General features: G+C 65.2%; 26 protein-coding genes and 1 tRNA gene. 15 read left to right on the top strand and 12 right to left on the bottom strand.

The window, feature by feature from the left end; translation table 11 throughout:
• Positions 1 to 60 precede the first annotated feature (60 nt).
• The 3 genes from DVH29_RS14315 to DVH29_RS14305 form a co-directional block, all read right to left on the bottom strand.
• Positions 61 to 234: a hypothetical protein gene (locus DVH29_RS14315; protein WP_199562601.1), complete on the bottom strand. Its 174-nt coding sequence runs from the start codon at positions 232 to 234 to the stop codon at positions 61 to 63.
• Between the two features lie 435 nt (positions 235 to 669).
• Entirely contained in the window at positions 670 to 3,981 is a 3,312-nt protein-coding gene (carB, locus tag DVH29_RS14310) for a carbamoyl-phosphate synthase large subunit (protein WP_114646874.1), read from the bottom strand.
• 196 nt (positions 3,982 to 4,177) lie between these two features.
• A complete protein-coding gene (locus DVH29_RS14305) occupies positions 4,178 to 4,717 on the bottom strand; it encodes a cytochrome b (protein WP_158541683.1) in 540 nt (179 codons plus the stop codon).
• A gap of 67 nt (positions 4,718 to 4,784) precedes the next feature.
• Here DVH29_RS14305 and DVH29_RS14300 point away from each other — a divergent pair, with 67 nt between their 5' ends.
• The 4 genes from DVH29_RS14300 (at position 4,785) to ypfJ (ending at position 6,942) form a co-directional block, all read left to right on the top strand.
• Positions 4,785 to 5,237, top strand: coding sequence for a MarR family winged helix-turn-helix transcriptional regulator (locus DVH29_RS14300; RefSeq protein ID WP_114646872.1), 453 nt, complete (start codon positions 4,785 to 4,787; stop codon positions 5,235 to 5,237).
• A gap of 84 nt (positions 5,238 to 5,321) precedes the next feature.
• Positions 5,322 to 5,516: a hypothetical protein gene (locus DVH29_RS14295; protein WP_114646871.1), complete on the top strand. Its 195-nt coding sequence runs from the start codon at positions 5,322 to 5,324 to the stop codon at positions 5,514 to 5,516.
• The gene (locus tag DVH29_RS14290) at positions 5,517 to 6,023 is read left to right on the top strand and encodes a cupin domain-containing protein (protein WP_114646870.1); all 507 of its coding nucleotides are present in this window, start codon (positions 5,517 to 5,519) and stop codon (positions 6,021 to 6,023) included.
• 10 nt (positions 6,024 to 6,033) lie between these two features.
• A complete protein-coding gene (ypfJ, locus tag DVH29_RS14285) occupies positions 6,034 to 6,942 on the top strand; it encodes a KPN_02809 family neutral zinc metallopeptidase (RefSeq protein ID WP_114646869.1) in 909 nt (302 codons plus the stop codon).
• Between the two features lie 96 nt (positions 6,943 to 7,038).
• Here the strand turns inward: ypfJ and DVH29_RS14280 are convergent, their stop codons facing one another.
• The 3 genes from DVH29_RS14280 to carA form a co-directional block, all read right to left on the bottom strand.
• Positions 7,039 to 9,024, bottom strand: coding sequence for a bifunctional 2',3'-cyclic-nucleotide 2'-phosphodiesterase/3'-nucleotidase (locus DVH29_RS14280; RefSeq protein WP_114646876.1), 1,986 nt, complete (start codon positions 9,022 to 9,024; stop codon positions 7,039 to 7,041).
• A gap of 199 nt (positions 9,025 to 9,223) precedes the next feature.
• Positions 9,224 to 9,754 (bottom strand): hypothetical protein, encoded by a 531-nt coding sequence (locus tag DVH29_RS14275; protein WP_147276115.1) that lies wholly within the window; start codon positions 9,752 to 9,754, stop codon positions 9,224 to 9,226.
• Positions 9,755 to 9,787: 33 nt separating this feature from the next.
• A complete protein-coding gene (gene carA, locus DVH29_RS14270; RefSeq protein WP_114646867.1) occupies positions 9,788 to 10,975 on the bottom strand; it encodes a glutamine-hydrolyzing carbamoyl-phosphate synthase small subunit in 1,188 nt (395 codons plus the stop codon).
• A gap of 258 nt (positions 10,976 to 11,233) precedes the next feature.
• On the opposite strand from carA, the gene DVH29_RS14265 reads away from it, so the two are divergent.
• The 5 genes from DVH29_RS14265 to DVH29_RS14245 all read left to right on the top strand — a co-directional run bounded on the left by DVH29_RS14265 (position 11,234) and on the right by DVH29_RS14245 (position 16,893).
• Positions 11,234 to 11,689, top strand: coding sequence for a GatB/YqeY domain-containing protein (locus DVH29_RS14265; protein ID WP_245944999.1), 456 nt, complete (start codon positions 11,234 to 11,236; stop codon positions 11,687 to 11,689).
• 63 nt (positions 11,690 to 11,752) lie between these two features.
• On the top strand, positions 11,753 to 12,310 hold the full coding sequence (locus tag DVH29_RS14260) for an HdeD family acid-resistance protein (RefSeq protein ID WP_147276114.1): 558 nt from the start codon (positions 11,753 to 11,755) through the stop codon (positions 12,308 to 12,310).
• A 72-nt stretch (positions 12,311 to 12,382) separates the two neighbouring features.
• On the top strand, positions 12,383 to 14,308 hold the full coding sequence (dnaG, locus tag DVH29_RS14255; RefSeq protein WP_114646864.1) for a DNA primase: 1,926 nt from the start codon (positions 12,383 to 12,385) through the stop codon (positions 14,306 to 14,308).
• A gap of 202 nt (positions 14,309 to 14,510) precedes the next feature.
• Complete coding sequence (gene rpoD, locus DVH29_RS14250) at positions 14,511 to 16,556, top strand: RNA polymerase sigma factor RpoD (protein ID WP_114646863.1); 2,046 nt, start codon at positions 14,511 to 14,513, stop codon at positions 16,554 to 16,556.
• A gap of 49 nt (positions 16,557 to 16,605) precedes the next feature.
• A complete protein-coding gene (locus DVH29_RS14245) occupies positions 16,606 to 16,893 on the top strand; it encodes an HlyU family transcriptional regulator (protein ID WP_114646862.1) in 288 nt (95 codons plus the stop codon).
• 57 nt (positions 16,894 to 16,950) lie between these two features.
• On the opposite strand, the gene DVH29_RS14240 is transcribed toward DVH29_RS14245, so the two are convergent.
• Entirely contained in the window at positions 16,951 to 17,142 is a 192-nt protein-coding gene (locus DVH29_RS14240; RefSeq protein ID WP_114646861.1) for a hypothetical protein, read from the bottom strand.
• A 60-nt stretch (positions 17,143 to 17,202) separates the two neighbouring features.
• Complete coding sequence (locus DVH29_RS14235) at positions 17,203 to 17,814, bottom strand: tellurite resistance TerB family protein (protein WP_114646860.1); 612 nt, start codon at positions 17,812 to 17,814, stop codon at positions 17,203 to 17,205.
• Between the two features lie 114 nt (positions 17,815 to 17,928).
• Between DVH29_RS14235 and DVH29_RS14230 the strand changes: the two genes are divergently transcribed.
• Complete coding sequence (locus DVH29_RS14230; RefSeq protein ID WP_114646859.1) at positions 17,929 to 18,567, top strand: GyrI-like domain-containing protein; 639 nt, start codon at positions 17,929 to 17,931, stop codon at positions 18,565 to 18,567.
• A gap of 39 nt (positions 18,568 to 18,606) precedes the next feature.
• Here DVH29_RS14230 and DVH29_RS14225 read toward each other — a convergent pair whose 3' ends face one another.
• Together DVH29_RS14225 and DVH29_RS14220 are read right to left on the bottom strand one after the other, a co-directional pair.
• The gene (locus DVH29_RS14225) at positions 18,607 to 20,922 is read right to left on the bottom strand and encodes an OmpA family protein (protein WP_114646858.1); all 2,316 of its coding nucleotides are present in this window, start codon (positions 20,920 to 20,922) and stop codon (positions 18,607 to 18,609) included.
• A 153-nt stretch (positions 20,923 to 21,075) separates the two neighbouring features.
• Positions 21,076 to 21,438, bottom strand: coding sequence for a hypothetical protein (locus tag DVH29_RS14220; RefSeq protein WP_114646857.1), 363 nt, complete (start codon positions 21,436 to 21,438; stop codon positions 21,076 to 21,078).
• A gap of 283 nt (positions 21,439 to 21,721) precedes the next feature.
• Here DVH29_RS14220 and DVH29_RS14215 point away from each other — a divergent pair, with 283 nt between their 5' ends.
• Positions 21,722 to 22,546 carry a sulfite exporter TauE/SafE family protein gene (locus DVH29_RS14215; protein ID WP_245944997.1) on the top strand — a complete coding sequence of 275 codons (825 nt, stop codon included), beginning with the start codon at positions 21,722 to 21,724 and terminating at the stop codon, positions 22,544 to 22,546.
• A 42-nt stretch (positions 22,547 to 22,588) separates the two neighbouring features.
• On the opposite strand, the gene DVH29_RS14210 is transcribed toward DVH29_RS14215, so the two are convergent.
• On the bottom strand, positions 22,589 to 23,305 hold the full coding sequence (locus DVH29_RS14210; RefSeq protein ID WP_114646875.1) for an SIMPL domain-containing protein: 717 nt from the start codon (positions 23,303 to 23,305) through the stop codon (positions 22,589 to 22,591).
• A gap of 164 nt (positions 23,306 to 23,469) precedes the next feature.
• Here DVH29_RS14210 and DVH29_RS14205 point away from each other — a divergent pair.
• Positions 23,470 to 23,546 (top strand) — tRNA-Ile (locus DVH29_RS14205).
• Between the two features lie 45 nt (positions 23,547 to 23,591).
• On the opposite strand, the gene DVH29_RS14200 is transcribed toward DVH29_RS14205, so the two are convergent.
• Complete coding sequence (locus DVH29_RS14200; protein ID WP_147276113.1) at positions 23,592 to 24,368, bottom strand: tyrosine-type recombinase/integrase; 777 nt, start codon at positions 24,366 to 24,368, stop codon at positions 23,592 to 23,594.
• A gap of 97 nt (positions 24,369 to 24,465) precedes the next feature.
• Here DVH29_RS14200 and DVH29_RS14195 point away from each other — a divergent pair, with 97 nt between their 5' ends.
• From DVH29_RS14195 to DVH29_RS16505, 3 genes are read left to right on the top strand one after another with little or no spacing between them, the layout of a single operon-like run.
• On the top strand, positions 24,466 to 25,194 hold the full coding sequence (locus DVH29_RS14195) for a hypothetical protein (protein ID WP_114646854.1): 729 nt from the start codon (positions 24,466 to 24,468) through the stop codon (positions 25,192 to 25,194).
• Between the two features lie 8 nt (positions 25,195 to 25,202).
• Positions 25,203 to 25,922 carry a hypothetical protein gene (locus tag DVH29_RS14190; RefSeq protein ID WP_114646853.1) on the top strand — a complete coding sequence of 240 codons (720 nt, stop codon included), beginning with the start codon at positions 25,203 to 25,205 and terminating at the stop codon, positions 25,920 to 25,922.
• On the top strand, positions 25,922 to 26,872 hold the full coding sequence (locus tag DVH29_RS16505; protein ID WP_199562600.1) for a hypothetical protein: 951 nt from the start codon (positions 25,922 to 25,924) through the stop codon (positions 26,870 to 26,872). Before DVH29_RS14190 ends, DVH29_RS16505 begins: the two co-directional genes overlap by 1 nt.
• Positions 26,873 to 26,927 lie beyond the last annotated feature (55 nt).

The following is a 26,927-nucleotide window of genomic DNA, read 5'->3' as shown; positions in this document are numbered from 1 at the left end:
CCGGCGCTCGATACCCCCAACATCAAGTGGCCTGGTTTTGCGCCGCCCAATGGCCGACTTTTACCCCGCCGTTGACACGCCATGCAGGACGATCAGCGGATCGCCTTCGCCCGAGACCTCGTAATACATCTCCATGCCATTGACCGCGACTGTATCTCCGAGCGGCTCGGACTGGCCGAAGGCGGCGGTTGCGGCGAGCGCCAGGCCCGCCGCGAGAATGGTGGTGCGCAACATGGTTTTCTCCTCTGCGATCCGTGCGGACTGGCCGCTCCTCATGGAACGACGCACGGGAAACCAGGTTGCCGACGCCCAGGCGGGAAAAAACTCGGCGCGCGCGGATTTGCCAAACCGGTTTCGTCGAGGCTTGAATGGAAGCGGACGGCCTTAAAGCAGCAGCGCCCAGCCAGCGGGCGTGACTGGGAGAGATGGGCTCTCCCGGCTGTGGCGAAAGCCTCGCCGTCTAACGGAGGTGATGAGTATGTGGATTTTCCCACTGACCATCACTCTGGAAATGAAAAAGACCCGGAGGAGCTGGCGAGTTCGCATCCGGGTCCTATTCATCTTCTAGAAAGGGGAGGCTGGGTGAAAGCCCAGTCTCCACTCCGGAAAGATAGCCTTTCGGGCCGGTTTTTTCAAGGTTCCCGGCCTGTCGCTTGGCTTGCCGCCGCCTCAGGCCGCGAAATAGTCCTGCAGGGGCCGCACCGTCAGATTGCCGCCGCGATAGGCGAGGATGCCCTCGACGGCGGCGGCGGCGCCGGGGATGGTCGTATAATAGGGCACCTTGCTCATCAGCGCGGCGCGGCGGATGTCGCGGCTGTCGGACACCGCCTTGGCGCCATCGGTCGTATTGATCACCAGCTGCACCTCGCCATTCTTGATGGCGTCCACGATATGCGGGCGGCCTTCCAGCACCTTGTTGATCTTGGCGCAGGCGATGCCTTGTTCGGCCAGGAAGCGCTGGGTGCCGCCGGTGGCGATGACCTTGAAGCCCGCATCGGCGAGATCGCGGATCGACTCGACGATCCCGGCCTTGTCGTCGTCCCGAACGGAGACGAAAACGGTGCCCTCGCGTGGCACCTTGACGCTGGCGCCCAGTTGCGACTTGGCGAAGGCGATGGCGAAATCGGTATCGAGGCCGATCACCTCGCCGGTCGACTTCATCTCCGGGCCGAGCACGGTGTCGACGCCGGGGAAGCGGGCGAAGGGGAAGACGGCTTCCTTGATGGCGACATGCTCGATCTCGCGTTCGGCGAGGTCGAAGGATGCGAGCTTTTCCCCGGCCATGATGCGCGCCGCGATCTTGGCGATCGGGTAGCCGATCACCTTGGCGACGAAGGGCACCGTTCGCGAGGCGCGGGGGTTCACTTCGAGCACGTAGAGCGTGCCGTCCTTGAGGGCGAACTGCACGTTCATCAACCCGCCCACATGCAGCGCGCGGGCCAGTTCGGTAGCCTGGCGCTTCAATTCGCCCATGATCTCGCCCGAGAGCGAGCGGGGCGGCAGGGAGCAGGCGCTGTCGCCCGAATGGATGCCCGCTTCCTCGATATGCTCCATGATGCCGGCGACGAACACATCCGTGCCGTCCGAGAGGCAGTCGACGTCGATTTCGACGGCGCCTTCGAGATAGCTGTCGAACAGCAGCGGGTTGCCGGCCAGGACCGAATTGATCTGTCCGGTCTTGTCGTTGGGGTATTTCTGGCGGATCTCGGGGGGGACCAGCTCGGTCAGGGTGGACTGGACGTAGCGCTCGAAATCCTCGGCGGAATGGCAGATGACCATGGCGCGGCCGCCCAGCACGTTGGACGGGCGGATGACCAGCGGATAGCCCAGGCCCTCGGCCACGATGCGCGATTGTTCCAGCGAATAGGCGATGCCGTTGCGCGGCTGGGTGAGGTCGAGCCGGTTCAGGAGTTTCATGAACTGGTCACGGTCTTCGGCCAGGTCGATCTTGTCGGGCTGGGTGCCGAGGATGGGCACGCCGGCCCGCTCGACGGCGGCGGCGAGTTTCAGGGGCGTCTGGCCGCCGAACTGGACGATGACCCCATGCAGGGCGCCGTTCTGTTTTTCCGTGGTCAGGATTTCGATGACGTCTTCCTCGGTCAACGGCTCGAAATAGAGTCGGTCGGAGGTGTCGTAGTCGGTCGAGACGGTCTCGGGGTTGCAGTTGACCATGATGGTTTCATAGCCCGCATCGGCAAGCGCGAACGCCGCGTGGCAGCAGCAATAGTCGAACTCGATGCCCTGGCCGATCCGGTTCGGGCCGCCCCCGAGGATCACCACCTTCTTCCTGTCGGAGGGCCGCGCCTCGTCGGCGGGGGCGCCGGCAAAGGGTGCCTCATAGGTCGAATACATATAGGCGGTGGGCGAGGCGAATTCGGCGGCGCAAGTGTCGATGCGCTTGTAGACCGGGCGCACGCCGAGCGCGTGGCGGTGCGTCAGCACCTCCCTCGCGGTTCGGCCCGAGAGCTCGGCGAGGCGGGGGTCGGAAAAGCCCATGGCCTTCAGGGCCCGCATCTGGCCTTCGGTCTCCGGCAGGCCATGCTCGCGGACCTTCGCTTCGGTATCGACGATGGACTGGATCTGTTCGAGGAACCAGGGGTCGATGTGGCACGCCTCATGGATCATCTGGTGGTCGTAGCCCAGCCGCATGGCTTCGGCGACCCAGAGCAGGCGGTCGGGGGTGGGGGTGCCCAGCGCGGCGCGCACTGCGTTCTTGTCGTCGCCTTCGCCCAGGCCCGGAATGCCGATCTCGTTGAGCCCGGTCAGCCCGGTCTCGAGCGAGCGCAGGGCCTTTTGCAGCGATTCGGTGAAGGTGCGGCCGATGGCCATGGCTTCGCCCACCGACTTCATCGAGGTGGTGAGCCGGTTGTCGGCGCCGGGGAATTTCTCGAACGCGAAGCGCGGGATCTTGGTGACCACATAGTCGATCGAGGGTTCGAAAGAGGCCGGGGTGGCGCCGCCGGTGATGTCGTTTTCGAGCTCGTCGAGGGTGTAGCCGACCGCGAGCCGCGCCGCGACCTTGGCGATGGGGAAGCCGGTGGCCTTGGACGCCAGTGCCGAGGAGCGCGAGACGCGCGGGTTCATCTCGATGACGATCATGCGCCCGTCCGCCGGGTTGACGGCGAACTGGACGTTCGAGCCCCCGGTCTCCACCCCGATCTCGCGCAGCACCGCCAGCGAGGCGTCGCGCATGATCTGGTATTCCTTGTCCGAGAGGGTCATGGCCGGGGCGACGGTGATCGAATCGCCGGTATGGACGCCCATGGGATCGATGTTCTCGATCGAGCAGATGATGATGCAGTTGTCCTTTTTGTCGCGGACGACCTCCATCTCGTATTCTTTCCAGCCCAGCACCGATTCCTCGATCAGCACTTCGCTGGTGGGCGAGGCGTCGATGCCGCTCTCGCAGATGGCGAGATATTCCTCGCGGTTATAGGCGATGCCGCCGCCGGTGCCGCCCAGGGTGAAGCTGGGGCGGATGATGGCCGGCAGGCCAATGTCTTCAAGGGCTTGCAGGGCCTCGATGGTGTTGTGGGCGAGGCGCGATTTCGGCGTGGAGAGGCCGATTTTCGTCATGGCATCGCGGAACAGTTCGCGGTCCTCGGCCTTGTCGATGGCTTCGGCATTGGCGCCGATCATCTCGACGCCGAATTTTTCGAGCACGCCCATCTTGTTGAGCGAGAGGGCGCAGTTGAGCGCGGTCTGGCCACCCATGGTGGGCAGCAGCGCGTCGGGGCGCTCCCTCTCGATGATCTTGGCGACCACCTCGGGGGTGATGGGCTCCATATAGGTGGCGTCGGCGACGTCGGGATCGGTCATGATCGTCGCCGGGTTGGAGTTCACGAGGATGATGCGATAGCCCTCTTCGCGCAGGGCCTTGCAGGCCTGGGTCCCCGAATAGTCGAACTCGCAGGCCTGGCCGATAATAATCGGTCCAGCCCCGATGATGAGGATGGATTTGATGTCTGTACGTTTGGGCATGGATCGCTTCTCGTGCGGCAAGCGCGCGGCAGTGAGGCTGTCGCGCGGCGGACGGGCTTGAACTCATCGTGGCTAGGCGCTGTCCTTAGAGCAAGCGGCGGGGGATTTCCAGCACCTAGGCGTGGATTTCTTCAGCGCGTCGTCCAGCATGCCGCGGAGCCGGCCGGCGCCGGCTCCCTGATGGCAAGGATTCAGATCAATCCTTGAGCTTTCCGATGCCCATGCGGGCCAACAGGGAATCGCGGAGGAAAAACTGGTGATAGAGCGCCGCGCCGATATGGAGAACGAGCAGCACCATGAACAGCCGCGCCAACAGGCCGTGCGCGGCGCGCGGCGGTACGCCGTCCATGGCGGGGATGGGGGCGCCGGTCGACAGTGCATCGATAACGCCGGCCATGACGTTGGTGGCGATGCCGCTGGCGGCCAGGGCCAGGATGGCGGCGTAGGAAAGCACGTGAACGGCAGTCGCCAGGTGATTCTGAAGCGCCGGAACGCTGGCGAGGGGTGCCGGCTTCTTGTCGGCAAGCACCCACCAGCCAATGCGGAACAGCGTGAGGGCGAAGACGAGGAGGCCGAGTCCGATATGGGGGATGAGCAGCGTGCGCCTGAGCGCATCGGTTTCGGCATCGGCGGCATTGAGGCCCAGCGCGAGCAGCGCCACGATCAGGATCGCCGTCACCCAGTGCAGGCCGATAGCCACGGTGCCGTAGCGGCTGGAAGTGCTTTTGAGAGGCATGGAATGTCCTTGTCGCTTGAGCCATACCATGATTGCATGACGCACTTGCCATAATATATAGCATGCTATGAATTCTTTGCAACGGGAAGTCTCCGAAGGCTATCTCTCCAATTGGGTGGCCCGGCTGTTCGCGCAGGCGATGGACCGGGCGATCCGTCCACACGGTCTGTCCAGCGCCTATGTGCCGGTGCTGTTTGCGCTGGGCGGCGGGATGGAACTCACCCAGATGCAACTGGCGCATTTCGCCGCCATCGAGCAGCCCACCATGGCCGCAACGCTTGGGCGCATGGATCGGGACGGTCTGCTCACGCGCCGGCGTGACCCGACCGACGGCCGCAAGTCGTTGATCGGCCTCACGCCCAAGGGGCGCGCGCATGTGTCCGTGGTGGCGGCGGCCGTGCAGCAAATCAACAGCCGGGCGACCGAGGGATTCGGCGAGGAGGAACGGCGGCAGCACCGCGAGCGGATGCTGCGGATCGTGGGCAACCTCGATCGGCTGATCAACGCCCCCGAGGATTGAGCGGACCGGTCCGGGGGGCTGGGAGAAGGAACCAACCGCGCCACCGCGTCGTTTTTCCGGGCATCAACCCCGAAGGAATTCCAAATGGAAGAACGAGAACGCGAAACGGTGGTCGTCACCAATGGCGATGGGGGCGGCGGTGGTGGCGGCGGGCTGATCATCGCCATCGTGATCATCCTGGTCGTCATCATCGGCGTCATCTATTACGTCAATCTCAATTCCGGCGGCCAGGGCGGCACCGTTTCGGTGGATGTTCCGGCTGTGGATGTGACGCAATAGATGGCGGACGAGGCTGGCGTGCCCGAGCGGCTGACCTTCGCCGATGACGGACGGTTTCCCAATAGCCGCTTGCCGGCGCTGCTTTATCGTGGGGCGGTGGACGATCCCTCCGTCGCGGCGATGAAGGCGCGCTTCACCGCCCATGGCTGGTTCGGGCAATGGGCAGGCGGCATTTTCGACTATCACCACTATCATTCGACCGCCCATGAGGCGCTCGGCGTCGCCAGCGGCGCGGCCCGGGTCACGCTGGGCGGGCCGGGGGGCGAGGCCGTCGATCTGGCCGCCGGCGACGTGGTGGTCATCCCGGCCGGGGTGGCGCACCGGCGCGACAGCGCCTCGGCGGATTTTTGCGTTGTGGGTGCCTATCCGGAAGGGCAGGATTGGGACATTCTGCGCGGGGAACCGGGCGACCGTGACAAGGCGCTCGTCAATCTCGCGCGCGTGCCGCTGCCGGAGAGCGATCCGGTGACGGGACGTATGGGCGGGCTCGTGAAGCTGTGGCAGTGAGGGTGAAGAGATGAAGTGGCGGGGACGCAAGCGCTCGGGCAATGTGGTGGACCGGCGCGGTTCGGGCGGCGGGTTCGGACGTTCGGCGGGGCTGGGCGGTAGCGGGTTCCGCATTCCGACCGGTGGGGGCGGGCGTGGCGGCGGGCTGGGCATCGGCGCCATCGTGATCATCCTGATCATCGGCGCGGTCCTGGGGATCAATCCCCTGGCGCTGCTCGACGGATCGCTGGGCACGGGAACCGGCACCGGCTCGGTTTCCCGTCCCTTGCCGGAAGCCGGGCAGGACGATCTGGCCGATTTCGTCGGCGTCGTGGTGCAGGACACCGAGGATCTGTGGAGTGAGGTGTTCGCCGCCAACGACATGACCTACGACCCGGCGACGGTGATCCTCTTTACCGGTACCGACAGTTCGGGCTGCGGGCTGGCCGATGCGCGCATGGGGCCGTTCTATTGTCCGGCCGACCAGAGCGTCTATATCGACCTTTCCTTCTACGAGCAGTTGCGCAGCCAGTTCGGCGCGCCGGGAGATTTCGCCCAGGCCTATGTGATCGCCCATGAGGTGGGTCACCACGTCCAGAACCTCGTGGGCGTTCTGCCCGAATACAACCGCGCTATCCGCACCATGGGCCAGGAGGAGGTCAATGCCTATTCGGTGCGGATCGAATTGCAGGCCGATTGCTATGCGGGCATCTGGGCCAATTATGTCGGTGAGGAAAACCTGCTCGAGGACGGCGATATCGAGGAAGCGATCAACGCCGCCGAGCAGATCGGCGACGACGCTATCCAGCGTCGCACGCAAGGGGTGGTGATCCCCAAGACCTTCACCCACGGCACCTCGGCGCAGCGGCAGGACTGGTTCAGCCGCGGCTATCGCAGCGGAGACGTGAGTCAGTGCGATACCTTCTCGGGCGCCATTTGAGCGACATGCAAAGAGCCTCAAGCTGAGAATCAACTTGAGGCTCTTTTTGTGCGCAGAGTCCGGAAGCGGGTCTAAATCCCTGATCCGGAATCCGTTTTAGAGCGCGATGCGATAGACGCCGAAGCCCGCTTCGCTGGTTTCGCCGGTCGGCTCGATATCGACGGCGGTGACGTCGCCAACATGCTCGGCGGCCCTTGGGCCGGTTTCGAACAGGACGGTGGTGTCGCCGATCGGGGCCAGCGACCAGTTGCTGTCGGCGGCCGGGTCGATGGTGCCCTGTTCGACGATATAGCGCACGATCAGGTCGCGATTGGTGTCGGGACCCATGAAGACGATCTTGTCGGCGCCGATGCCCGGGAAGCTGCCACCGCCGCCGGCGCGGTAATTGTTGGTGGCGACGATGAACTGCTGGCCGGGATCGATGGGCTGGCCCTCATACATGAGGTCGACGATGCGCTCGGCCTCGGGATTTTGCAGCGCCCCGCCATCCGGGGCGTATTTGGAGGGCTGGGTGATGTCGATGCGGTAGGTCACTCCGTCGATGACGTCGAAATTGTAGGAGGGGAATTCGGGGTTGATCAGCGGGGCGTCGGTCGCGCCGGGTTCGACCTGGTGGAAGATGCCCGCTGCCCGTTCCAGCCATTCCTTGATGTCGGCGCCGGTCAGCAGCACCGCCTGGATGGTGTTGGGGTAGAGATAGAGATCGGCCACGTTGCGGATGGCCACCGGGCCGACCGGCACGTCGGTGTAATAGTCCGGGCCGCCCCGGCCACCGGCTTTGAAGGGCGCGGCGGCGGAAAGGATGGGAATGCCTTCCCATTCTGTGCCGGCCATCATCTGTTCGAGATAGGCGGTCTGGGCGATGTTGACGATCTGGACGGACGGATCGTCGGCGACCAGCGCGAAATAGGAATGCAGCGCCGCCGCGGTCTCGCCCACCGGGCGGCGGACATAGTCGAGGGTGGCCTGGTGGTCGTCGTCGACCGCCTCGGCGACCTTCTGGTCGGTGTCGACGGTCGGGGTGACCTGGCCGTCGATGCGCTCATAGATCGGGCGCGCTTCGGAGGTGTGGGAGAGGATCGACCAATTGCCCTGGCCATCGGTTTCGAGCAGCAGGTCGACAAGGCCCATATGGCTGCCCCAGAAACCGGCCATGACGGCTGGGGTGCCGTTGAGCGTGCCGGCGACCGTATCGACGCCCGCGATGCCCTCGAAGTCGGGTCCGGGGAAGACCAGATGCTGGTGGCCGGCCAGCACCACGTCGATGCCCTCCACCGCGCCCAGTTGCAGCGAGACGTTTTCGAGCATGGTGCCCTCGAGCGCTTCGATGCCGCCATGGTTCATGGCGATGACGATGTCGGCGCCTTCCGCGCGCATGATCGGCACGTAATAGCGGGCGGTTTCCACCACGTCGCGCGGCGCGACCTTGCCGGTGAGATGGGCCGAGTCCCAGGTCATGATCTGGGGCGGCACGAAGCCGATCAGCCCGATGCGGATGGTGTGGGTTTCCCCGGCGCCATCGGTCAATTCCTTTTCGACGATCACATAGGGCGGGAACAGGGTGTCGTCATCGGCCGGATCGCCGGGGAGGGTGTCCCCGCGCACGATATTGGCCAGCACCACCGGGTACTGTGCACCGGCCATGGCCGTTTCGAGGAATTCCAGCCCGTAGTTGAATTCGTGGTTGCCGATGGTGCCGGCGTCATAGCCCAGCGCGTTCATGGCGGCGACGGTGGGGTGGATGTCGCTGTCGTCGACGCCGCGCTCATAGGCGATATAGTCGCCCATGGGGCTGCCCTGCAGCATGTCGCCATTGTCGAGCAGGATGGCATTGCCTGCTTCGGCCCGGATGGTCTCGATGATCGAGGCGGTACGGGCCAGTCCGAGCGTATTGTCCTCCTGGTCGGCGTAATAGTCGTAGGGCAGGAGGTTGACGTGGATATCGGTGGTTTCGAGGATGCGCAGATGGGCCTGGTTGGCCTGGGCGAGCACCGCGAAGGGGTGCATCACCACGGCGGCAGCGCCGACCGAGGCCGTACCGGCGAGAAACGCGCGGCGCGAGATGGTGAGAGAATGGTGCATGATGTCCCTCCAAAGGACCGGGTTGTGAAACATCGCCGAAGCGATCGGAGCGCCCATCTCCCCCTTTGCCGCAATTTTCTGACGGCCCGATGACGCACGCGTGATCAGGTTTGCGCTTTTTTATCGTTTGGTCAAATTGTTGTTGCACGGTGCGAGAGGCGCGGCGGCCCCAGAAAAGCCTGCGCTTTTTTCGTGAGTGTCAGCCATTATAGGCGAAAAAGGCCCGCGCCATGGAGGGAGCGACAATGACGACCGAGATGCCGTCGCGGGGAAAGGCGTAGTAGGTCCCCGGTGTCGCGAGGGCCTCATTGAGGCTACGCTCGATGGCCGGATCGAGCGCCACGGATACATAGCGCTCGATGAACCGGCGGATGTCGGGGTGCCCGGTTGCCGGGTCCGTCAACGCCTCCCCCGATGGTCCTCCCAGCGGGGTGGGATGCCAGGCGAGGTCCGGGGTGGCGAGGAAATCGAGGCCCTGCCGTTCGAGTGCCGCGACGGTGGCGTCGGGCAAGGCATAAGCCGCGAGGCCGCCCTCATTGGCGCCGGGGCCTGGAGCGCCCCCGACTTCGGAGGAATAGGTGATTTCCGAGGCGGCCAGAAGGGCGGGTATGCGCGACATGCGCCAATCCTGCGTGGCGTCCGCCGCCCATTGGCCGATCATCCAGAAGGCGGGAACCGAGATCGCGAGGACAATGGTGATCCAGCGCGCCATTTGCATCAGAAGCGCCATCGCCGGGTCCTGGGTTCGGGACGTCCGGGCCGCCTATTGAGCGGCGGCCGGGGCGCCCTTGTGCTCGCGGACATGGTCCATGAAGCGCTTGAAGAGGTAATGCGCGTCCTGGGGCCCGGGCGAGGCTTCCGGGTGGTACTGCACCGAGAAGATCGGCTTGCCGTCGACCGCGAGGCCGGCATTGGAGCCGTCGAACAGCGAGATATGGGTTTCGACCACCCCTTCGGGCAGGCTGTCGCGGTCGACGGCGAAGCCGTGGTTCATCGAGGTGATCTCGACCTTGCCGGTGGCAAGGTTCTTCACCGGATGATTGGCGCCGTGATGGCCCTGATGCATCTTGCGGGTCGTGCCGCCCAGGGCGAGGCCCAGCAGCTGGTGGCCGAGGCAGATGCCGAACACCGGCTTGCCGGTTTCGATGATCTTGCGGATGGCGGGCACGGCGTATTCGCCGGTCGCCGCCGGATCGCCGGGGCCATTGGAGAGGAACACGCCGTCGGGGTTATGGGCCATCACGTCCTCCGCGGTCGCGGTGGCCGGCAGCACGGTCACCCGCGCGCCCTGGTCGGCGATGCAGCGCAGGATGTTGCGCTTGGCGCCGTAATCGATGGCGACGATATGGAACTGCGGGTCCTCGACCCGACCATAGCCTTCGCCCCAGCGCCAGCTCGTCTCGTCCCAGCGATAGGTCTGGGTGGTGGAGACTTCCTTGGCGAGGTCGTAGCCTTCGAGGCCGGGAAAGGCGTCGAGCCCGGCCCGCAGCGCCGCATCGTCGAACTTTCCGTCCTCGGCATGGGCGATCACCGCATCGGCCATGCCCTTTTCGCGGATCAGCGCGGTGAGCGCGCGGGTATCGAGCCCGGCAATGCCGATGATGCCGCGCTTTTTCAGCCACACATCGAGCTGTTCGGCGGAGCGGTAATTGGAGGGGCTGGTGATATCGGCCCGGATCACTGCGCCGCGCACGCCCGAGGATGCCGCCATGTTGAGGGTTTCAATGTCCTCGTCATTGGTGCCGACATTGCCGATATGGGGGAAGGTGAAGGTGATGATCTGGCCGGCATAGGACGGGTCGGTGAGGATTTCCTGGTAGCCGGTCATCGCGGTGTTGAAGCACACTTCGCCCACCGCGCTGCCGGTGGCGCCGATGCCGCGGCCCTCAAGGCGCGTCCCGTCGCGCAGGATCAGGACTGCGGTGGGGGGCGTTTCTTGCCAGCCGGTCATCGGGGGTCTCCATTGGCTCTGTTCGGGTTCGCGGCCGCATGGGGCCGCTTGCAGGCTCTGCTGCATCGGACAGGACGAACCACCGGTCGCGGGCCGTGGGTGGTTGATTTCCATCCGGGTTTGAATTCGCGCGAACCTATTTGAACGCCCCGCCGCGGTCAACCGAGTCGCGCTGCGGCATTGCGCGGGGCCGGCGCTTGGCTTTTGGGCGCCCGATCGCTATATCGGACGCTCATATCTCAGCATCCAAGGACACCGATCATGCGCGACCAGATCAACGCGGCCATGAAGGATTCCATCAAGGCGCGCAATGCCCGCCGTACCACGACGCTTCGCCTCATCAACGCGGCCATCAAGGACCGCGAAATCGCGGCGCGCGGCGAGGGCCGGGACGGGATCGGCGACGAGGACATCCTCGCCATCCTGCAGAAAATGGTGAAGCAGCGCGAGGAATCGGCGCAGATCTACCAGCAGAACGCGCGGCCCGAGCTCGAGGCGCAGGAGCGCGAGGAAATCGAGATCATCCGGGAGTTCCTGCCCAAGCCGCTGACCGATGCCGAGATCGAGGCCGCCATCAAGGCGGCGATCGCCGAGACCGGAGCCGAGGGGCTGCGGGACATGGGCAAGGTGGTCGGCGTGCTCAAGGGCCGGTATCCGGGGCAGATCGATTTCGGCCAGGCGTCTAGGCAGGTCAAGGCGCTCTTGGGCGCCTAGGCCCTTGCGGGCTTTGAGGTTGGGCGTATAGTTCCCCCGTTGTCGTGGCTTGCGGGGACCATCATGGCCGACCAAAGGAAATCCTTCCGTCTTCCCTCCATCCTGACCGGCCTGCGCGGCGTTCTGATGCTGGTCGCCGGGATTTATGCCGTGCTGTTTCCCGGCGCGGCGCTGCTGGTTCTGACCACCCTCGCGGCGGCGCTGTTCGTCATCGACGGCATTCTCGGGCTGTGGACCATCACCTTCGGGGGCGGCAAGACCGGGAATTTCTGGTTCGACGTGGTGCGCAACGCGCTCTCGATCCTGGTCGGCGTGCTCATCCTCATCTCGCCGCTGCTCGGAGCGCTGATCACCGCCACCTTCCTCGTCTATCTCGTCGCCTTCCAGGCGATCTTCGTGGGCGTGATGGAAATCGTCGTGATCGTCCGCGAGCGCGAGCTCTATGCCAAGATCTGGCCGGTGCTGCTGAGCGGCGTGCTCTATGTGCTGTTCGGGCTGTTGCTGATCTTCTGGCCCCTCGCCGCCGCCGTGGCGCTGGTCATGGTCAGCGGGGTACTGATGATCCTCTTTTCCGGCGCCCTGCTGGGCCAGGCCTGGCGGCTCTACAAGGCCGGGCATTGAGCCTTCCTGTTAATACCGTGGATAAGCGCGTGGGCTGATGACTTTGGATAGGTAAATCCCTACTTATCCTTCATGCGCTTTTCCGATGCCTTTCTCGATGAGATCCGCAACCGCCTGCCCATCACCCAGGTGGTGGGCGAGCATGTGCAATGGGACAAGCGCAAATCCCAGCCCGGCAAGGGCGATATGTGGGCCTGCTGTCCCTTCCACGGCGAAAAGAGTCCCAGTTTCCATGCCGACGACCGGCGCGGGCGCTATCATTGCTTCGGCTGCGGGGCCAGCGGGGATCATTTCCGGTTCCTCACGGAAAAGACCGGCATGAGCTTTCCCGAAGCGGTGGAGATGCTGGCGGGGCGGGCCGGGGTGCCCATGCCGGCCCGCGACGAACAGGCCGAGCGGCGGGCCGAGGCGCGGCGCTCGCTGCACGATGTGATGGAACTCGCCACCACCTATTTCGTCGAAGCGCTGGCGCATAATGTGGGCGCGCGGGCCCGGGGCTATCTGCTCGAGCGGGGGGTATCCGGCGCCATGCAGCAGCGGTTCCGCATCGGGTTCGCCCCCGACAGCCGCAACGGGCTCAAGGAATTCCTCGCCGCCAATGGCGTGTCGCTCAACGAGATGATCGCGACTGGCCTCGTGGTGCATGGCGAGGACATCGCGGTGCCCTATGACCGGTTCCGCAACCGGCTGATGTTCCCCATCACCGATTTCCGCGGCCGGGCGATCGCCTTTGGCGGGCGGGCGCTTTCGGCCGATGTGGCGGCGAAATACCTCAATTCCCCCGAAACCGAGCTCTTCCACAAGCGCCAGACGCTCTATAACGGGCAGGCGGCGCGGCAGGCGGGCTATGACGGCAAGCCGCTCGTCGTGGTCGAGGGCTATCTCGACGTGATCGCGGCGGTGGCGGCCGGGTTCGAGGGGGCGGTGGCCCCGCTGGGCACGGCGCTCACCGAAGACCACCTCAACCTCTTGTGGCGTATGACCGACATTCCGGCCCTGTGCTTTGATGGCGACAGCGCGGGGCTGCGCGCCGCCGAGCGCTCCATCGATATCGCGCTGCCCATGCTCAAGCCGGGCAAGTCGATCAGGATCGTCACCCTGCCGGGCGGGCTCGATCCGGACGATCTGATCAGGCAGCAGGGGCGGCAGGCCTTCGCCGACCTGATCGCGGGCGGGCAATCGCTGGCCGATGCGGTGTGGTCGATCGAGACGGCGGGGGGCATTCCCGAGGCGCCCGAGCAGCGGGCGGCACTGGAGGCGCGGCTGCGCGACCGGGCCGGCCGGATCGCCGACGTCTCGGTGCGGCGCCATTACAGCCAGGCCTTCGATGAAAAGATCTCATCGCTGTTCATCTCGACGCGCGGGCAGTATCAGGGGCGCGGTAGGGGCGGGGGCTTTGACGGGCGGCGGGCCGGCGGGTCGCGCGGCAATCCCCGGATGATGGTTTCGGACACGCTGCGCAATTCGCGCCTGCTCAAGGGCGGGCCGGCGCCGGACGTCATCCCGCGTGAGGCGGTGATTCTCGTCAGCCTCGTCAATCATCCCGAACTGGCCCAGAGCCGGCTCGAAGCCCTGGCCGAACTCGATTTCCAGTCGGTCTCGGCGCGCCGGGTGCTGGCGGCGCTGCTTGACATCGTCGTGGTGCATCCCGATCTGGGGCCCAACGGGGTGGCCGAGGCATTGATCGCACGCGGCCACGGGCCCGTGCTCGAGAAAATGCGGAACGTTCTGGCGCGGCAGGGGGTTTGGCAGGCGGAGACCGAAACGGCACAAAGCGACGCGGAGACCGGATTAAGACACGCCCTGGCCTTGCATTACAAATCGGTTCAACTAAATAAAGAACTCAAGGCAGCCGAATTGGCGCTAGGCGAAGACCTGAGCGAAAACGCATTCGAACGGCTGCGGGACATCCAGAATCAGATTTCCAGTGTCGATGGTACTGAGGCATTGATCGAGGGATTTGGTTCGCTATCCGGGCGTGCGACACGGAGTCTTTGAAGAAAAGATGATTCGTGTCCGTGCGCTTTTGCGTGTATGGAGCGCATCCACGCGAAGAGGATTCGAACCGCGGGCCGGGCGTTTATGATTGGCGGAAGCGAATTATTAACCCTGACCTGTCTTTCAATCCGGGTCCCAGTGCGATCATCGGGCGATGACACCAGTGCCGCCGACCATGGCGCGGCTCAGGAGAGCAAACTATATGGCCACCAAGGCAGCCAACCAGACCAAGACCGAGACTGACAACAAGCCGGAATCGCAAACCGAGGGTCCTGACGGTCCGCTTCTCGACCTTTCCGATGCCGCGGTCAAGAAACTTATCAAGACCGCCAAGAAGCGCGGATACGTCACCTATGAGGAAATCAACGCCGTCCTGCCCTCCGAGGAAGTGACCTCCGAGCAGATCGAGGACATCATGGCCATGTTCTCGGACATGGGCATCAATGTCGTCGATGAGGACGAGGTCGAAGAGGCCGAAGCCGAGACGTCCAGCGACGACGAGGGCGGGGAAGTCGCGACCACCGGGTCGACGGCGGTCGCCACCACCTCCAACACCAAGGCGGGATCGGACCGCACCGATGATCCGGTGCGCATGTATCTGCGCGAGATGGGCTCGGTCGAGCTGCTCAGCCGCGAGGGCGAGATCGCCATCGCCAAGCGCATCGAGGCCGGGCGCGAGACCATGATCGCCGGGCTGTGTGAAAGCCCCCTGACCTTCCAGGCCATTATCATCTGGCGCGACCAGCTCGCCGAGGGCGAGATTCTGCTGCGCGACATCATCGACCTCGAAGCCACCTATGCGGGGCCCGACGCCAAGATGGCCGAGCCGGCCGCCGGAGGCGAGGAGGACGACGACGAGGACGCCGAAGGCGCCGCGCCGGCGCGGGAGCAGGGCGGCAGGCCCGGTTCCGACCAGGAAGGCGGCGAAGCCGGGGCCCGGCCGTCCGAGGACGAGGACGAAGACGACGAGTACGAGAACAACCTCTCGCTCTCGGCCATGGAAGCCGAACTCAAGCCCCAGGTGGTCGAGACCTTCGACCGTATCGCCGAAACCTATGGCCGCATGCGCAAGGTGCAGGACCAGCATGTCGAGGACCAGCTCGCCGCCAAGTCTCTGGACGCCGGCGAAGTGCGGGAAATCGAAGGTTGGCGCGGCCAGGTGATCGCCGACGTCAAGTCGCTGTCGCTCAATGCCAGCCGCATCGAGAGCCTGGTCGAGCAGCTTTACGACATCAACAAGCGTCTGGTGCGCAATGAGGGCCGCCTGCTGCGGCTGGCCGAAAGCTACAAGGTCAAGCGCGACGACTTCCTCAACGCCTATTACGGCTCCGAGCTCGATCCCGACTGGGCGGAAAAGGTCGGTGAGCGCGGCGAGAAGGGCTGGGCCGATTTTGTGGCGCGCGAGCGGGCCACCATCGACGAGCTGCGCGGCGAGATCCAGACCCTGGCCACCGAAACCGGCCTCGACATCGCAGAATATCGCCGCATCGTGTCCAAGGTGCAGAAGGGCGAGCGCGAGGCGGCCATCGCCAAGAAGGAGATGGTGGAGGCCAATCTGCGCCTCGTCATCTCCATCGCCAAGAAATACACCAATCGCGGCCTGCAATTCCTCGACCTGATCCAAGAAGGCAATATCGGGCTGATGAAGGCGGTGGACAAGTTCGAATACCGCCGCGGCTACAAGTTCTCGACCTATGCCACCTGGTGGATTCGGCAGGCGATCACCCGTTCGATCGCCGATCAGGCCCGCACCATCCGCATCCCGGTGCACATGATCGAGACGATCAACAAGATCGTCCGCACCTCGCGCCAGATGCTGCACGAGATCGGCCGCGAGCCGACCCCGGAAGAGCTCAGCGAAAAGCTGCAGATGCCGCTCGACAAGGTGCGCAAGGTTTTGAAGATCGCCAAGGAGCCGATTTCCCTCGAAACCCCGATCGGCGACGAGGAGGATTCCAACCTCGGGGATTTCATCCCCGACACCAATGCGATCCAGCCCATCGATGCGGCGATCCAGAGCAATCTGCGCGAGACCACCACACGGGTGCTGGCATCCCTCACCCCACGTGAGGAGCGTGTGCTGCGCATGCGCTTCGGCATCGGCATGAACACCGATCACACGCTCGAGGAAGTGGGCCAGCAGTTCTCGGTGACCCGCGAGCGCATCCGGCAGATCGAGGCCAAGGCCTTGCGCAAGCTCAAGCATCCGAGCCGCAGCCGCAAGCTGCGCAGCTTCCTGGACAACTGATTTTCATGGGGCGGCCATGGCCGCCCCATGCTTATGGGAGGATAGCGATATGTCGTTTCTCAAGCGCCTGTTCGGTGGCGGTGCCGCCCGCGAGGCCGCCGCGCCGGCCATCGATGGCGAGGAAGAGTATAAGGGCTTCCAGATCCTGGCCAAGCTGATGAAGGATGGCGGGGAATATCAGATCGCCGGGCTGATCGAAAAAGAGGTCGGGGGCGAGCTCAAGACCCATTCCTTCATCCGGGCCGACAAGTTCACCAGCAAGGATGACTGCGTCGCCGCGACCCTGGCCAAGGGGCGCCAGATCATCGACGAGCAGGGCAATTTCCTGTTCGACTGATCCCGCGCCGGCCAGTCGCCGAATACAGCAATGCCCGGTCTTCCGACCGGGCATTTTTCATGGGGCGGGGAGAGCTTGCCGGCTGCCGGGCTCGCTGACGATCTCGGGCCGGGGCGAGCCGTCGCCGGTGCCGAGGGTCAGTACCATCCAGCCCACCGCGAGGAGCACTGCGGCCCCTGCGATGCGCAGGACCCACTGGCGCCAGTTGGGCGCCGTGTGGCGCATTTGATCGGGATCGAGATAGGTCATTTGGTGCCTCCCGCTTGTGGTGGGGCGTTCAGATCAACCCGCCAGTCGCGGAATCGTTCCTCAGCGCTCCGCCGCCTTGTGGATTTCCTCGACCAGCAGGTCCGGGAGGCTGAGACGGGCCGCCAGGGCGTCGAGATAGGCGCGCTCGGTGGCGGTGTCGGCCTCGATGGCGACGAGGGAGGCGGCGTAGATCTCGGCGGCGTGTTCGGGGGTATCGGCGCCGCGCACCACCGCTTCCATATCGAGCGGGCTGGACAATTCGTCGAAGACGAAGGCCTTTTCCTGCGCCGACAGGTTCATGTCTTCGAGGCGCTTGAAGATGCGTTCCTTCTCGTCGCCGTCGATGCGCCCATCGGCCTTGGCGGCGGCGATCATGGCGCGCACTAGGGTTTTCCCCAGCTCTTCCGTGCCCGTCTCGTCGGAGGGGGCCGGCATGAACGGGCCTTCCGGCGGAACGGCGACATCGCCCTGCGGCGCGTTCTGGCGGCTTTTCTGCCAGGCGTTATAGGCCAGCCCGCCAATGGCGGCGAGGGCGCCGTATTGGGCGATCTTTTTTACCCCGCCCCCGCCCAGCAGCATTCCTGCGGCAAGGCCGGCCGCGCCGGCCCCTGCGGTGCGCTGCAGGTTGGGATCGGTCTTGAGGGCGGTGACGATCTTGTCGATATCGAACATTGCGGTCTCCAAATCTGTCACGTCCACAGATGGGGATTGCGGGGGACGCGCGCAAGAATTCTTTCGCGCCTTCCCCCGGTCAATTTATTCTGGCCGCAAGCGGGAAAGGCATCAATGGCGGACAAGATCGATTTCAGGAAACGGCTCAAGCCCCTTTATGGGCCGACCAGGCGCCAGGGCATCCATCTGGTGACGGTGCCGCCCATGCGCTATCTCATGGTCGATGGGGCGGGCGATCCCAACACCGAGTCGGCCTATGGCGCGGCGGTCGAGGCGCTTTACGGGCTCGCCTATGCGCTCAAATTCGCGTCGAGCCGGCAATTGGGCCGCGACTATGTGGTGCCGCCGCTCGAAGGGTTGTGGTGGGCGTCCGACTGGGCCGATTTCCAGCGCCGCGACAAGGCAAGCTGGCACTGGACGATGATGATCATGCTGCCCGAATGGATCGGCCCGGCCCTGGTCGCCCGCACGATTGAAGCGGTGGGGGCGAAAAAGAAGGCGCCCGCGGCGCTGGCCGCCCTGCGGGTCGATGTGCTCGAGGAAGGGCGTTGCGTGCAGGCGCTCCATATCGGCCCCTATGACGCGGAGGGGCCGCTGATCGCCCGGATGCACGACGCGTTCATGCCGGCCCATGGGCTGGTGCCCAGCGGCAAGCATCATGAGATCTATCTCTCGGACCCGCGCAGATCGGTACCGGACAAGCTCCGGACCGTGCTGCGCCAGCCGGTCATGCAAAAGGCCGGGATCGCGTGATCCCGGCCTTCCGTCAGGGTGTGTTTGCTGACTTGCCGCTCAGCCCGCGACGTTGCCGACCATGGGGGTCACCAGCGGGGTGATGCGGCGGATGGTGACGCGGCGATTCACCCGCTCGGCCGCCTGGGTCTGCACCTTGAGGTAGCGTTCGCCATAGCCCTGGGTGGCGATGTTCTCGGCGGGGATGCCGTAAACCCGCGTCAGGGCATAGGCGACCGCCTCGGCGCGGCGGTCGGAGAGTTCGAGATTGGAGAGGTCCGAGCCCACGGCGTCGGTATGCCCTTCGATCAGGAACGTCTCGGCCGGATTGCGCTCGATGAGGTCGAGCATGGCATAGGCCACCGCCGACAGGCTGTTCACCTCCGATTGCGAGATGTTGGCGCTGGCGGTCTCGAAGGTGAGATCGCCGATCTCCAGCCGGCGCACCATGTCGCGCAGGCGGGCCGAGCGCTTGACCTCGTCGATGGTGTAGTAGCGCTGCAGCGTCTCCACCGGCGGCTCGTCGAGGAAGTCGGCGACCCGCTGCTCATCGGCCCGCGAGGCGTCGAGCACATAGTCGCGCGCCGGGATGTTGAGCCGCAGCGGCGGCAGCTGGCTGCCCGGATCGATCCAGCGGCCCCGGTCGTCATAGCGCTGGGCGTTGGGATCGACATAGACGAGGAGGATTTCCCGCCCGTCCGGTTCGATGCGCGAGCGGCGGATCACGTCGCCATAGCGGTCGCGGATGGTGACGATCTGGCTGCCATCGGCCCGCACGATGACCTCGCGGGTCTGCCCGCGGGGCAGGTCCTCGACGTAATAATTGCGGTCGTCGTCATAAACGATGCGCGGGGTGTCCGGCATGTTGATGAACTGGTTGGCGCCGATGGCAAAGATCGTGGCCAGCCCGATGGTGGTGATGATGTCCACATTGCTCGGACGGTCGGGCACCGGGCCGACCAGCTCGCCGCCCTGCGGGGGCTGCTGCGGCTGTTGGGGCTGCTGCGGCTGCTGGGGTTGCTGAGGCTGTTGGGGCTGCGGCTGCTGGCCGGGTGCGGGGCGGGGGCCCCAGGCCGGACGCTCGCCGGGCTGGAACTGGGAATCGGCCCGCATCTGGCCTTGTTCCGAGGTGATCGAGGGGATGGCCTCGATGTCGATCTGCGGCTGGGCCTCGGCGTCGCTGGCCGGCGGCTGGGCCGGTTCGGCCTCGGCGACGGGCTGCTGACCGGCGTCTTCGGCCGGGGCTTGCTGGGTATCGGCCTCTCCGGCTGTCACCGCATCCTTGAGGCTGTCGAGCAGGGGCGCGACGGTCGAGGCATCGGTGCCTTCGGGGACGATCTCGCCCTGCACATTGTCGTCGAGCATGATGTCGTCATCGAGTGCCGGGGCGGGCTCGGTGGGCGTTGCCTCGCCCGGCGTGGGCTGGGCGGGTGCCGTGGCGTCGACGTCGATCAGGTCGATATCGATGCCGAAGCCGGCCAGGCACTGGGCAACGTCGGTCTGGCCGAGGGCGCTGCAGATCGATTCGAACTCGCCCTCCGCCGCGGTCACCGCATTGGCAGCCGCCTGGGTGTCGCCGCCGGCGGCCACCGCCGCTTCGTAATCGGCGACGGCCTGCTGATAGGCCGTGACGGCGCTTTGCAGGGCAGGGGGCACCATCTGGCCCGGGGTCTGCGCCGCGGGCGTTTCGGGCTCAGCGGGGAGAGGGGCGGCCGGTTCCACCGGCTGTTCCGGCTGGGCGGGCGCCTGCTGCTCGGGGGCCGGCTGCTCGGGCTGCGGCGCGGGAGCAGGCTCCTCGACCGGGGGCGCCGGAGGCTGCTCGGGGGCAGGCTGTTCCGCCTGGGGCGGCGCTGGAGGCTGTTCCGCCTCGACAGGTGCCGGCTCGGGCTCGGGTTCGGGAGCCGCCGGTTGTTCGGGCACGACCGGAGCCGGCGCTTCCATGGCCGGCGGTTCGAGGGCGGGCTGCTGCGGCTCGGGCGCTGCTTCGACCGGCGCGGGCTCCTCGGGAGCCGCAGGCTCGGGTTCGGGCGCCACCTCGGGCTGCTGCGGGGCCGGGCTCGACATGCCGCCGGAGCGGACCATGGCGATGCAGGCCTCGATATCGGATTGCCCGATGGCGCCGCACAGGTCGGTCAGTTCGGCCCGTGCCGCCTCCAGCCGGGCCTCGGCCGCCCCGACATCGCCGCCGGATTCGGTCGCCGCCCGCACCGCCGCCTCGGCATCGAGATAGGTTTGGATCGCGCCGACCAGCGGGCCGGGAGTGCCGGCCTGCGCTACGGAGAACGATCCGTTGCCCGATTGTGCAAAGAGCGGCGCCACCGGCGTGCCCAGCATGAGCACCGCCGTACTGGTCAACAGCACCTGTTTGATCTTCATCTTTTGTCTCCTTTGCCCCCCGGCAAAAAACGAAAACAGCCCCGTTTTTGATGGCCAGGTCGTGATGAGAGGTAACACTGTAAAAATGACGCGAGCCTGAACGTGAAAACGGCCCGCCGCCGGGAAATCCGGCGACGGGCCCGAAACATGGTTTTATTCGGGAACCACGGGGGCAGCCGGAGCGGCGGGCGCTGCTTCGGTCGGAGCGGTCTCCACCGGAGCCGGCTCGGCCGGTGCCACGGGGGCGGGCGTTTCGGCGGGGGCGGCCTCGGTCATCGGGGCGGGCTCGGGAGCCGGCACCGCGGCCGGAGCCGGGGGCGTCGTGGTTTCGACGGCGGTGGGCGCGGTGTCCACCGGGGCCGGTTCGCCGCCGCTCAGCGCGATGAACCCGATGATGAGCACGGCAAGGATGAGCACGCCGCCGATCCACCAGCCGGTGCTGCCCGAATTGACCGCATAGACGCGTTCGCGCTCGATGCGGTTGCGATCCGTGTAGTCGCGATCGATATCAGCCATTTTTGTCTCCATTGAACAGGGCCGGGCGCTGGGAGGTGGCCCGGACCGGGATGGCGCGCGCCGCATGGCTGCGCAGCCGAGATGTCACGAAAACGCGATCGGCCTGTTTGGGTTCCGCAAATGGCCGCCAGAGGGTGCGAAGTCGCCGATTCCGTGCTCATGGGCAACACCTGGGTGCCACCGGACGCCCGGCGCTCGACTCCGGCCGGCAACTGTCCGATACTTGCTATCGAGTCTCCCTGCGCTCCTGTCCGTAGTCTATCCCGCCAAATCAGAGCCCGCCTTGACCGATCTCGTGCCCTATCTGCCCTTTGCCCTCGGTCTTGCGCTGACCGGCGCGGTTTCCGGCGTCATGGCGGGATTGCTGGGGATCGGTGGCGGCATCATCATGGTCCCGGCCATGGTGCTGGCCTTCGGCCTTCTGGGCTACGATCCCGCCGTGCTGATGCATGTGGCGGTAGGCACCTCGCTGGCCGTGATCATCCCGACCGGCTGGCGCAGCGCCCGGTCGCATGCGGCGCGCGGGGCGGTCGATCCGGCCATCCTGCGCCTGTGGGGAGTGCCGATCGTCATCGCCTCGCTGGTCGGCGGGCTGATGGCCGGGCTCTACAGCGCCGCGGCGCTCAAGATCATCTTCGGGGTGATGGCGCTGTTCATCGCGCTCAACATGGCGTTGCCCGTGCAGCGCCTCGCGCTCGAAAGACTGGCCGGCCTGCCGCTGGCCAACCGGGTCTCGGCGGCGGTGATCGGCTATATCTCGGCGCTGATGGGCATTGGCGGCGGCTCGATCTCGGTGCCCACGCTCCTCGCCTTCGGGGTGCCCATGCACACGGCGGTGGGCACCAGCTCGGCGCTGGGGGTGATGCTGGCCGTTCCGGCGATGATCGGCTTTTTCATTTCCGGCTGGGGGGTGGCGGGCGTACCGCCGCTGAGTCTCGGCTTCGTCAACATCCCGGCCTTTGTGCTGATCGGGGGCCTTGCCACGCTGACCGCGCCGCTGGGGGTGGTGCTCGCCCACCGGCTCAATGCCCGCCTGCTGCGGGCGGCCTTCGCCTCGTTCCTCGTGGCGGTGGGCATCCGCATGATCCTGCAGGCGTTGTTTGGCTGAAAGGGAAGGGCCGGACGCGAATTCCGGCCCTCCCGCCTGTCCTCAATCGTCGGAATCGATATCCCATTTGATGGTCGTGGTGACCGAGAAGGCCAGTTCGCCCGCTTCCACGGGCACCGAGGCGTCGGCGGACATCTGGGCGACTTCGGCGCGGTACATGGGCATCGGCGGCGCGTTGCGCTCGACTTCGGAGATCGATTCGATCGAGCCCAGGGTCACATTGGCGGCCCTTGCATAGGTCTGGGCCTTGGCGATGGCGTCGGCGACCGCCGCTTCGCGGGCCTTGTGCTCGATGGCGGTGGAATCGGTCACATCGAAGCTGATGCCGTTGATGGTGTTGGCGCCTACCGACACGGCCTGGTCGAGCACGGCGCCAAGGGCTTCGAGGTCGCGGACGATGATGGTCACGCTGTTGGAGACTTCATAGCCCTGGATGCGCGGCGGCATGGAATAGCCGGATTCGTCGCGGGCATCGGAATAGACATAGCGCGGGCTGACGGAAAAGTTCGAGGTCTGGATGTCGCGGTTTTCGAGCCCGGCCTCGCGCAGCACGGCGACCAACTGGTCCATGGCCTCGGTATTGGCGTCCAGCGCCTCGCGGGCGGTGTCGGCCTGGGTGGTGACGCCGGTGTTGATGGTGGCCATGTCGGGCGCGGCGCGCACGGTGCCGGTGCCGGTGAGGGTGATGGAATCCGCCAGGGCGGGCGTGGCGAGCAGCAAGGCGGCGGCCAAGGGCGCCATACGGGTGATGAGCGGCATGAAGATCTCCTCTGTCGAAAACGCGAAAGCCCCCGCGCTGGCGCCAGTCTTCAAAGGCCAATGCGTCGGTTTTGCGGCAGGGTCGCGCCGGGGCCGGGAGAATGGGCGCTCCGGCAAATTTTGCATGGACCTGCCGCCCCGAACCCGCTAGGAAAGCCGCGCGTGGGCCTGTAGCTCAATTGGTTAGAGCCGACCGCTCATAACGGTCTGGTTTCCGGTTCGAGTCCGGACGGGCCCACCATAGAAATCAATGGCTTAGAGCCGTAGTAACGGACTTCTCTCTGGTTCACTGAACCTTACGCACCCTTGTAAAGTCAAGAATTTCCGCCTCTTGGCGGAGATGGTCAGGAGCGAAGCGGGCGTACACCCGTTCGGTGACGGCAGTGCTGGTGTGCCCGAGATACTGGGCAATGCGGCTCATCGGGACGCCCGCAGCGGCGAGGTGAACAGCCGCTGTGTGGCGCAGGGTGTGGGGCGTCACACCGTCCAGCCCGGCATCGGATACGGCCTTGCTGAACCCGGTCTTGATGGACTTGACGGGTTCTCCGGCCCACTCGATCACATAGTCCGATAGGGCCGCCTTCTTCGCGGCGGAAAGCGCGGCGCGCAGCCCCCCGTTCATTGGGACAATAGCCCTCCCCTTTCGCGGCCCGGTATCGCTGGTGCGAAGATTGATCTGTCCCCGCTCGAAATCAACCCGGTCCCAAGTCAGGTCCAGCGCGGCCCCAATGCGGCATGCTGTGCCAAGCATGACGTGGATCGCGAGGTCGATATGCGGCGCTTTCGGAGTTTCGAGCAGCTTGGTGATTTCCTTCTCGGTCAGCCAGCGCTCTTTCGGTGCTGGCTTGGCAGGCCGCTCGATGCGTGGCGCTTGATCGCCATAAGCCCAGCGCAGAACGGAACGCAGATGGCCGAGCTCGGTCCAGATCGTCCCGTCATGTTTCCCGGCCTTACGCCTTGAGGCGATATAGGCCCGGCAATGATCGATGGTTATTGCCTTCGGGTGGAGCGAGCCGAAGGTTGGCTCCAGCGCTTTCCATTCGAACTTCATCGCCTCGGCCACCCTCCGGCCTTCCTTCTCTTGGCGATACGCTTCCCACAAATCCTTCGGTCGCGCTGTCTGGCTGTGCCAGTTCGCGCTTGAGCGCCTGCGGGCGAAAATGGAACTCGAGAACGCAGCGATTGAGGCAGGACTTGCCCTAACGCCCCAGCGGCGCGCCGAGATCGAGAAGTTGGCCGATAGCTACGCGCTTGCGGCGGCAAACGCAGAGGCTATGGCTCAGGCGCAGCAACTGGCTGATCAGGCTTTTGACGATCTGGCGCAGGCGGGCCGGCAGGCGCTCGACACCATCATCGACGGCTTCATTGAAGGCAAGAACGCCGGCGAGATTTTCAACTCCGTACTGAAAGACCTCGCCAAGAACCTGATCAATATCGGGCTCAATCTCGTATCTGGCGGCTTGAGTACCGGCGGCGGAGGGCTCCTGGGCGGGATACTGATCCCCGGCATTCTCCATGGCGGCGGCGTTGCTGGCTCGGACGGCTATGGGCATGGGCGGGCTTTCCCCGCGTCTACTTGGGGCGGGGCCCAGCGCTACCATAGGGGCGGCATTGCCGGCCTAGGCCCGAACGAAGTTCCTGCGATCCTCGAGCGTGGCGAGATTGTACTGCCGAAAGGGGCCTCCGGCCAACCGATGTCCCTGACAGTCCATATCGTTTCGGACGATGAGAAGTTCTCGGCCTATGTCGAAGACAAAGCAGGACGCGTTGTTGCCCGCTCGGCCCCCACAATTATCGGTGCATCGGTTGGCCAGGCCAATAAGTCGGCACCGGCTGCGGTGGCCACGTATCAGCGCCATCGGGCCGGATCCGATTACCGGCAGATGTAAGGTAACACATGACGGACATTATCCATTGGCCCGCGGAGCTTCTCGCGCCGCAGTCCTCGCCGTTCGACCTGCGTCCATTCAGCCGGACTGGTGGGCGCTCGCTTGGCGGGCTGTCACGCAGCACGCGCACTGATCGCGGATGGTGGATTGGCAGCTACAACAACATCGTGTTTCGCCGCACCAACTTCGACCAGGCCAGGACATGGAACGCACTGCGGGTCGCCATCGGCGGTGCATCTGGGCTGGTCGCGGTGCCGGTCTGCTCAACCGCGCTTTGGGCGGGGCTGGGGATTTCGGACTTCTCCCGCCCCGAATTGCCGCATGATGATGACACGTTCTTCGATGACGACACCGGCTACACGCAAGGCAACGTCTTGCTGGAAATGGCGAGCTTTGCTGCGCTCGGCTCGACGGTCGTGACGTTGCGGCTGATCGATCTGGAGCATGTGAGCGGCGTGCGGTTCTCGTATCAGCACGCGATGTACGAGACAGGCCGCGTTCTGGCCCAGCCGACAAGCAACACCTATCAGGTCGAAATCTTCCCGGCCATCAGGGCACCGATCCCGGCCAATGCCATTCTGGAAGCCGAGCGGCCCACTGTGCTGTGTCATCTGGCCAGCGATAGCGAGATGGACCGCGACCCCGGCCTGACGGGGACGGGGCGGGCCAGCGTCAACTTTGTCGAAGCCGTCGATTTCTGGAACGATCTTGCCTTGGGGCTGGTGTGATGGCCATCAAATCCATTCGCGTCTTGGCGCTGATGCAATTCCCAAACGATAAGACCATACGCCTATGGGATGGGGCCGGGCCGTATCTCGACCCCGACGGCGAGATCTGGACCGGCAGCGCAATCAATGAAGGGCTCGACCAGATCGAAAGCGCGCTGAACGGCGAGGCGTCGACGCTCACGCTCGGGCTTTCAACGCTTGACCCCCGTATTGCTGAACTGGCTTTCGAGGATTTGCAGGATGGCAACGTCATCGGCGGCAAGGTGCAAATCCTGATCCAGCCCTGCGACATGTGGGATCAACCGGTGGGCGGCGCCGAGGTACGGTTTACCGGCACCATCGACAACATGCCGATGGACGATACAGTGAGCGGCGATCAGATCGTCTCGACGGTTACGCTGGAAATCACCAATCGATTTGATCTTCGGACGCTGGTGAGCGGCGCGGTGCTGTCCGATGTCGATCAACGCGCCCGGGCGGCCATTCTCAACCCTGGCGCGCCCGCCGACAGGTTTGCCGAGCGCATTTCCGCGCCTCGCAGTCGTCGTCTGTCAGGGATGTCTGGAGCCGCACAGACCCGCAATATATCTGACTATCTCCCCATAACAGCCAACATGGCCGAGGGCGGGGATTGGTCTGTCGTCGATGTTCGCTTTACATCCGCACGCCCGCCCTGCGTGAGCAGGAATGGGACGGGGACAGCATCGCTGGTAGAGGATGCAAATGAACCAACAGGCTTGGGCTATCGCTACCAATTTCAGAGCAGCGCAACGTTTGGATGGATAGGTTTTACGATACCACAGTGTAACGGCGGCTTTATTTCCGCCGCCTTCGCTGCATACTGCCCTGACGGCATCGCCAGTATCCTCGTGGACCGAGGGGGCGATACAGTGAACTCCTTCGGAGACCCTGCTTATTACGATCTCGGTGACGTTGCCCCTTGGAGCTAATCCAGTTTGAAATAGACTCTGGCCCATCGAAAAGGACCAGAGATGAAGCGCAACA

It is taken from the genome of Pelagibacterium lacus (assembly GCF_003345525.1).
In the GTDB taxonomy this organism is placed as follows: domain Bacteria; phylum Pseudomonadota; class Alphaproteobacteria; order Rhizobiales; family Devosiaceae; genus Pelagibacterium; species Pelagibacterium lacus.
This window is presented reverse-complemented; position numbering and strand designations above follow the sequence as displayed.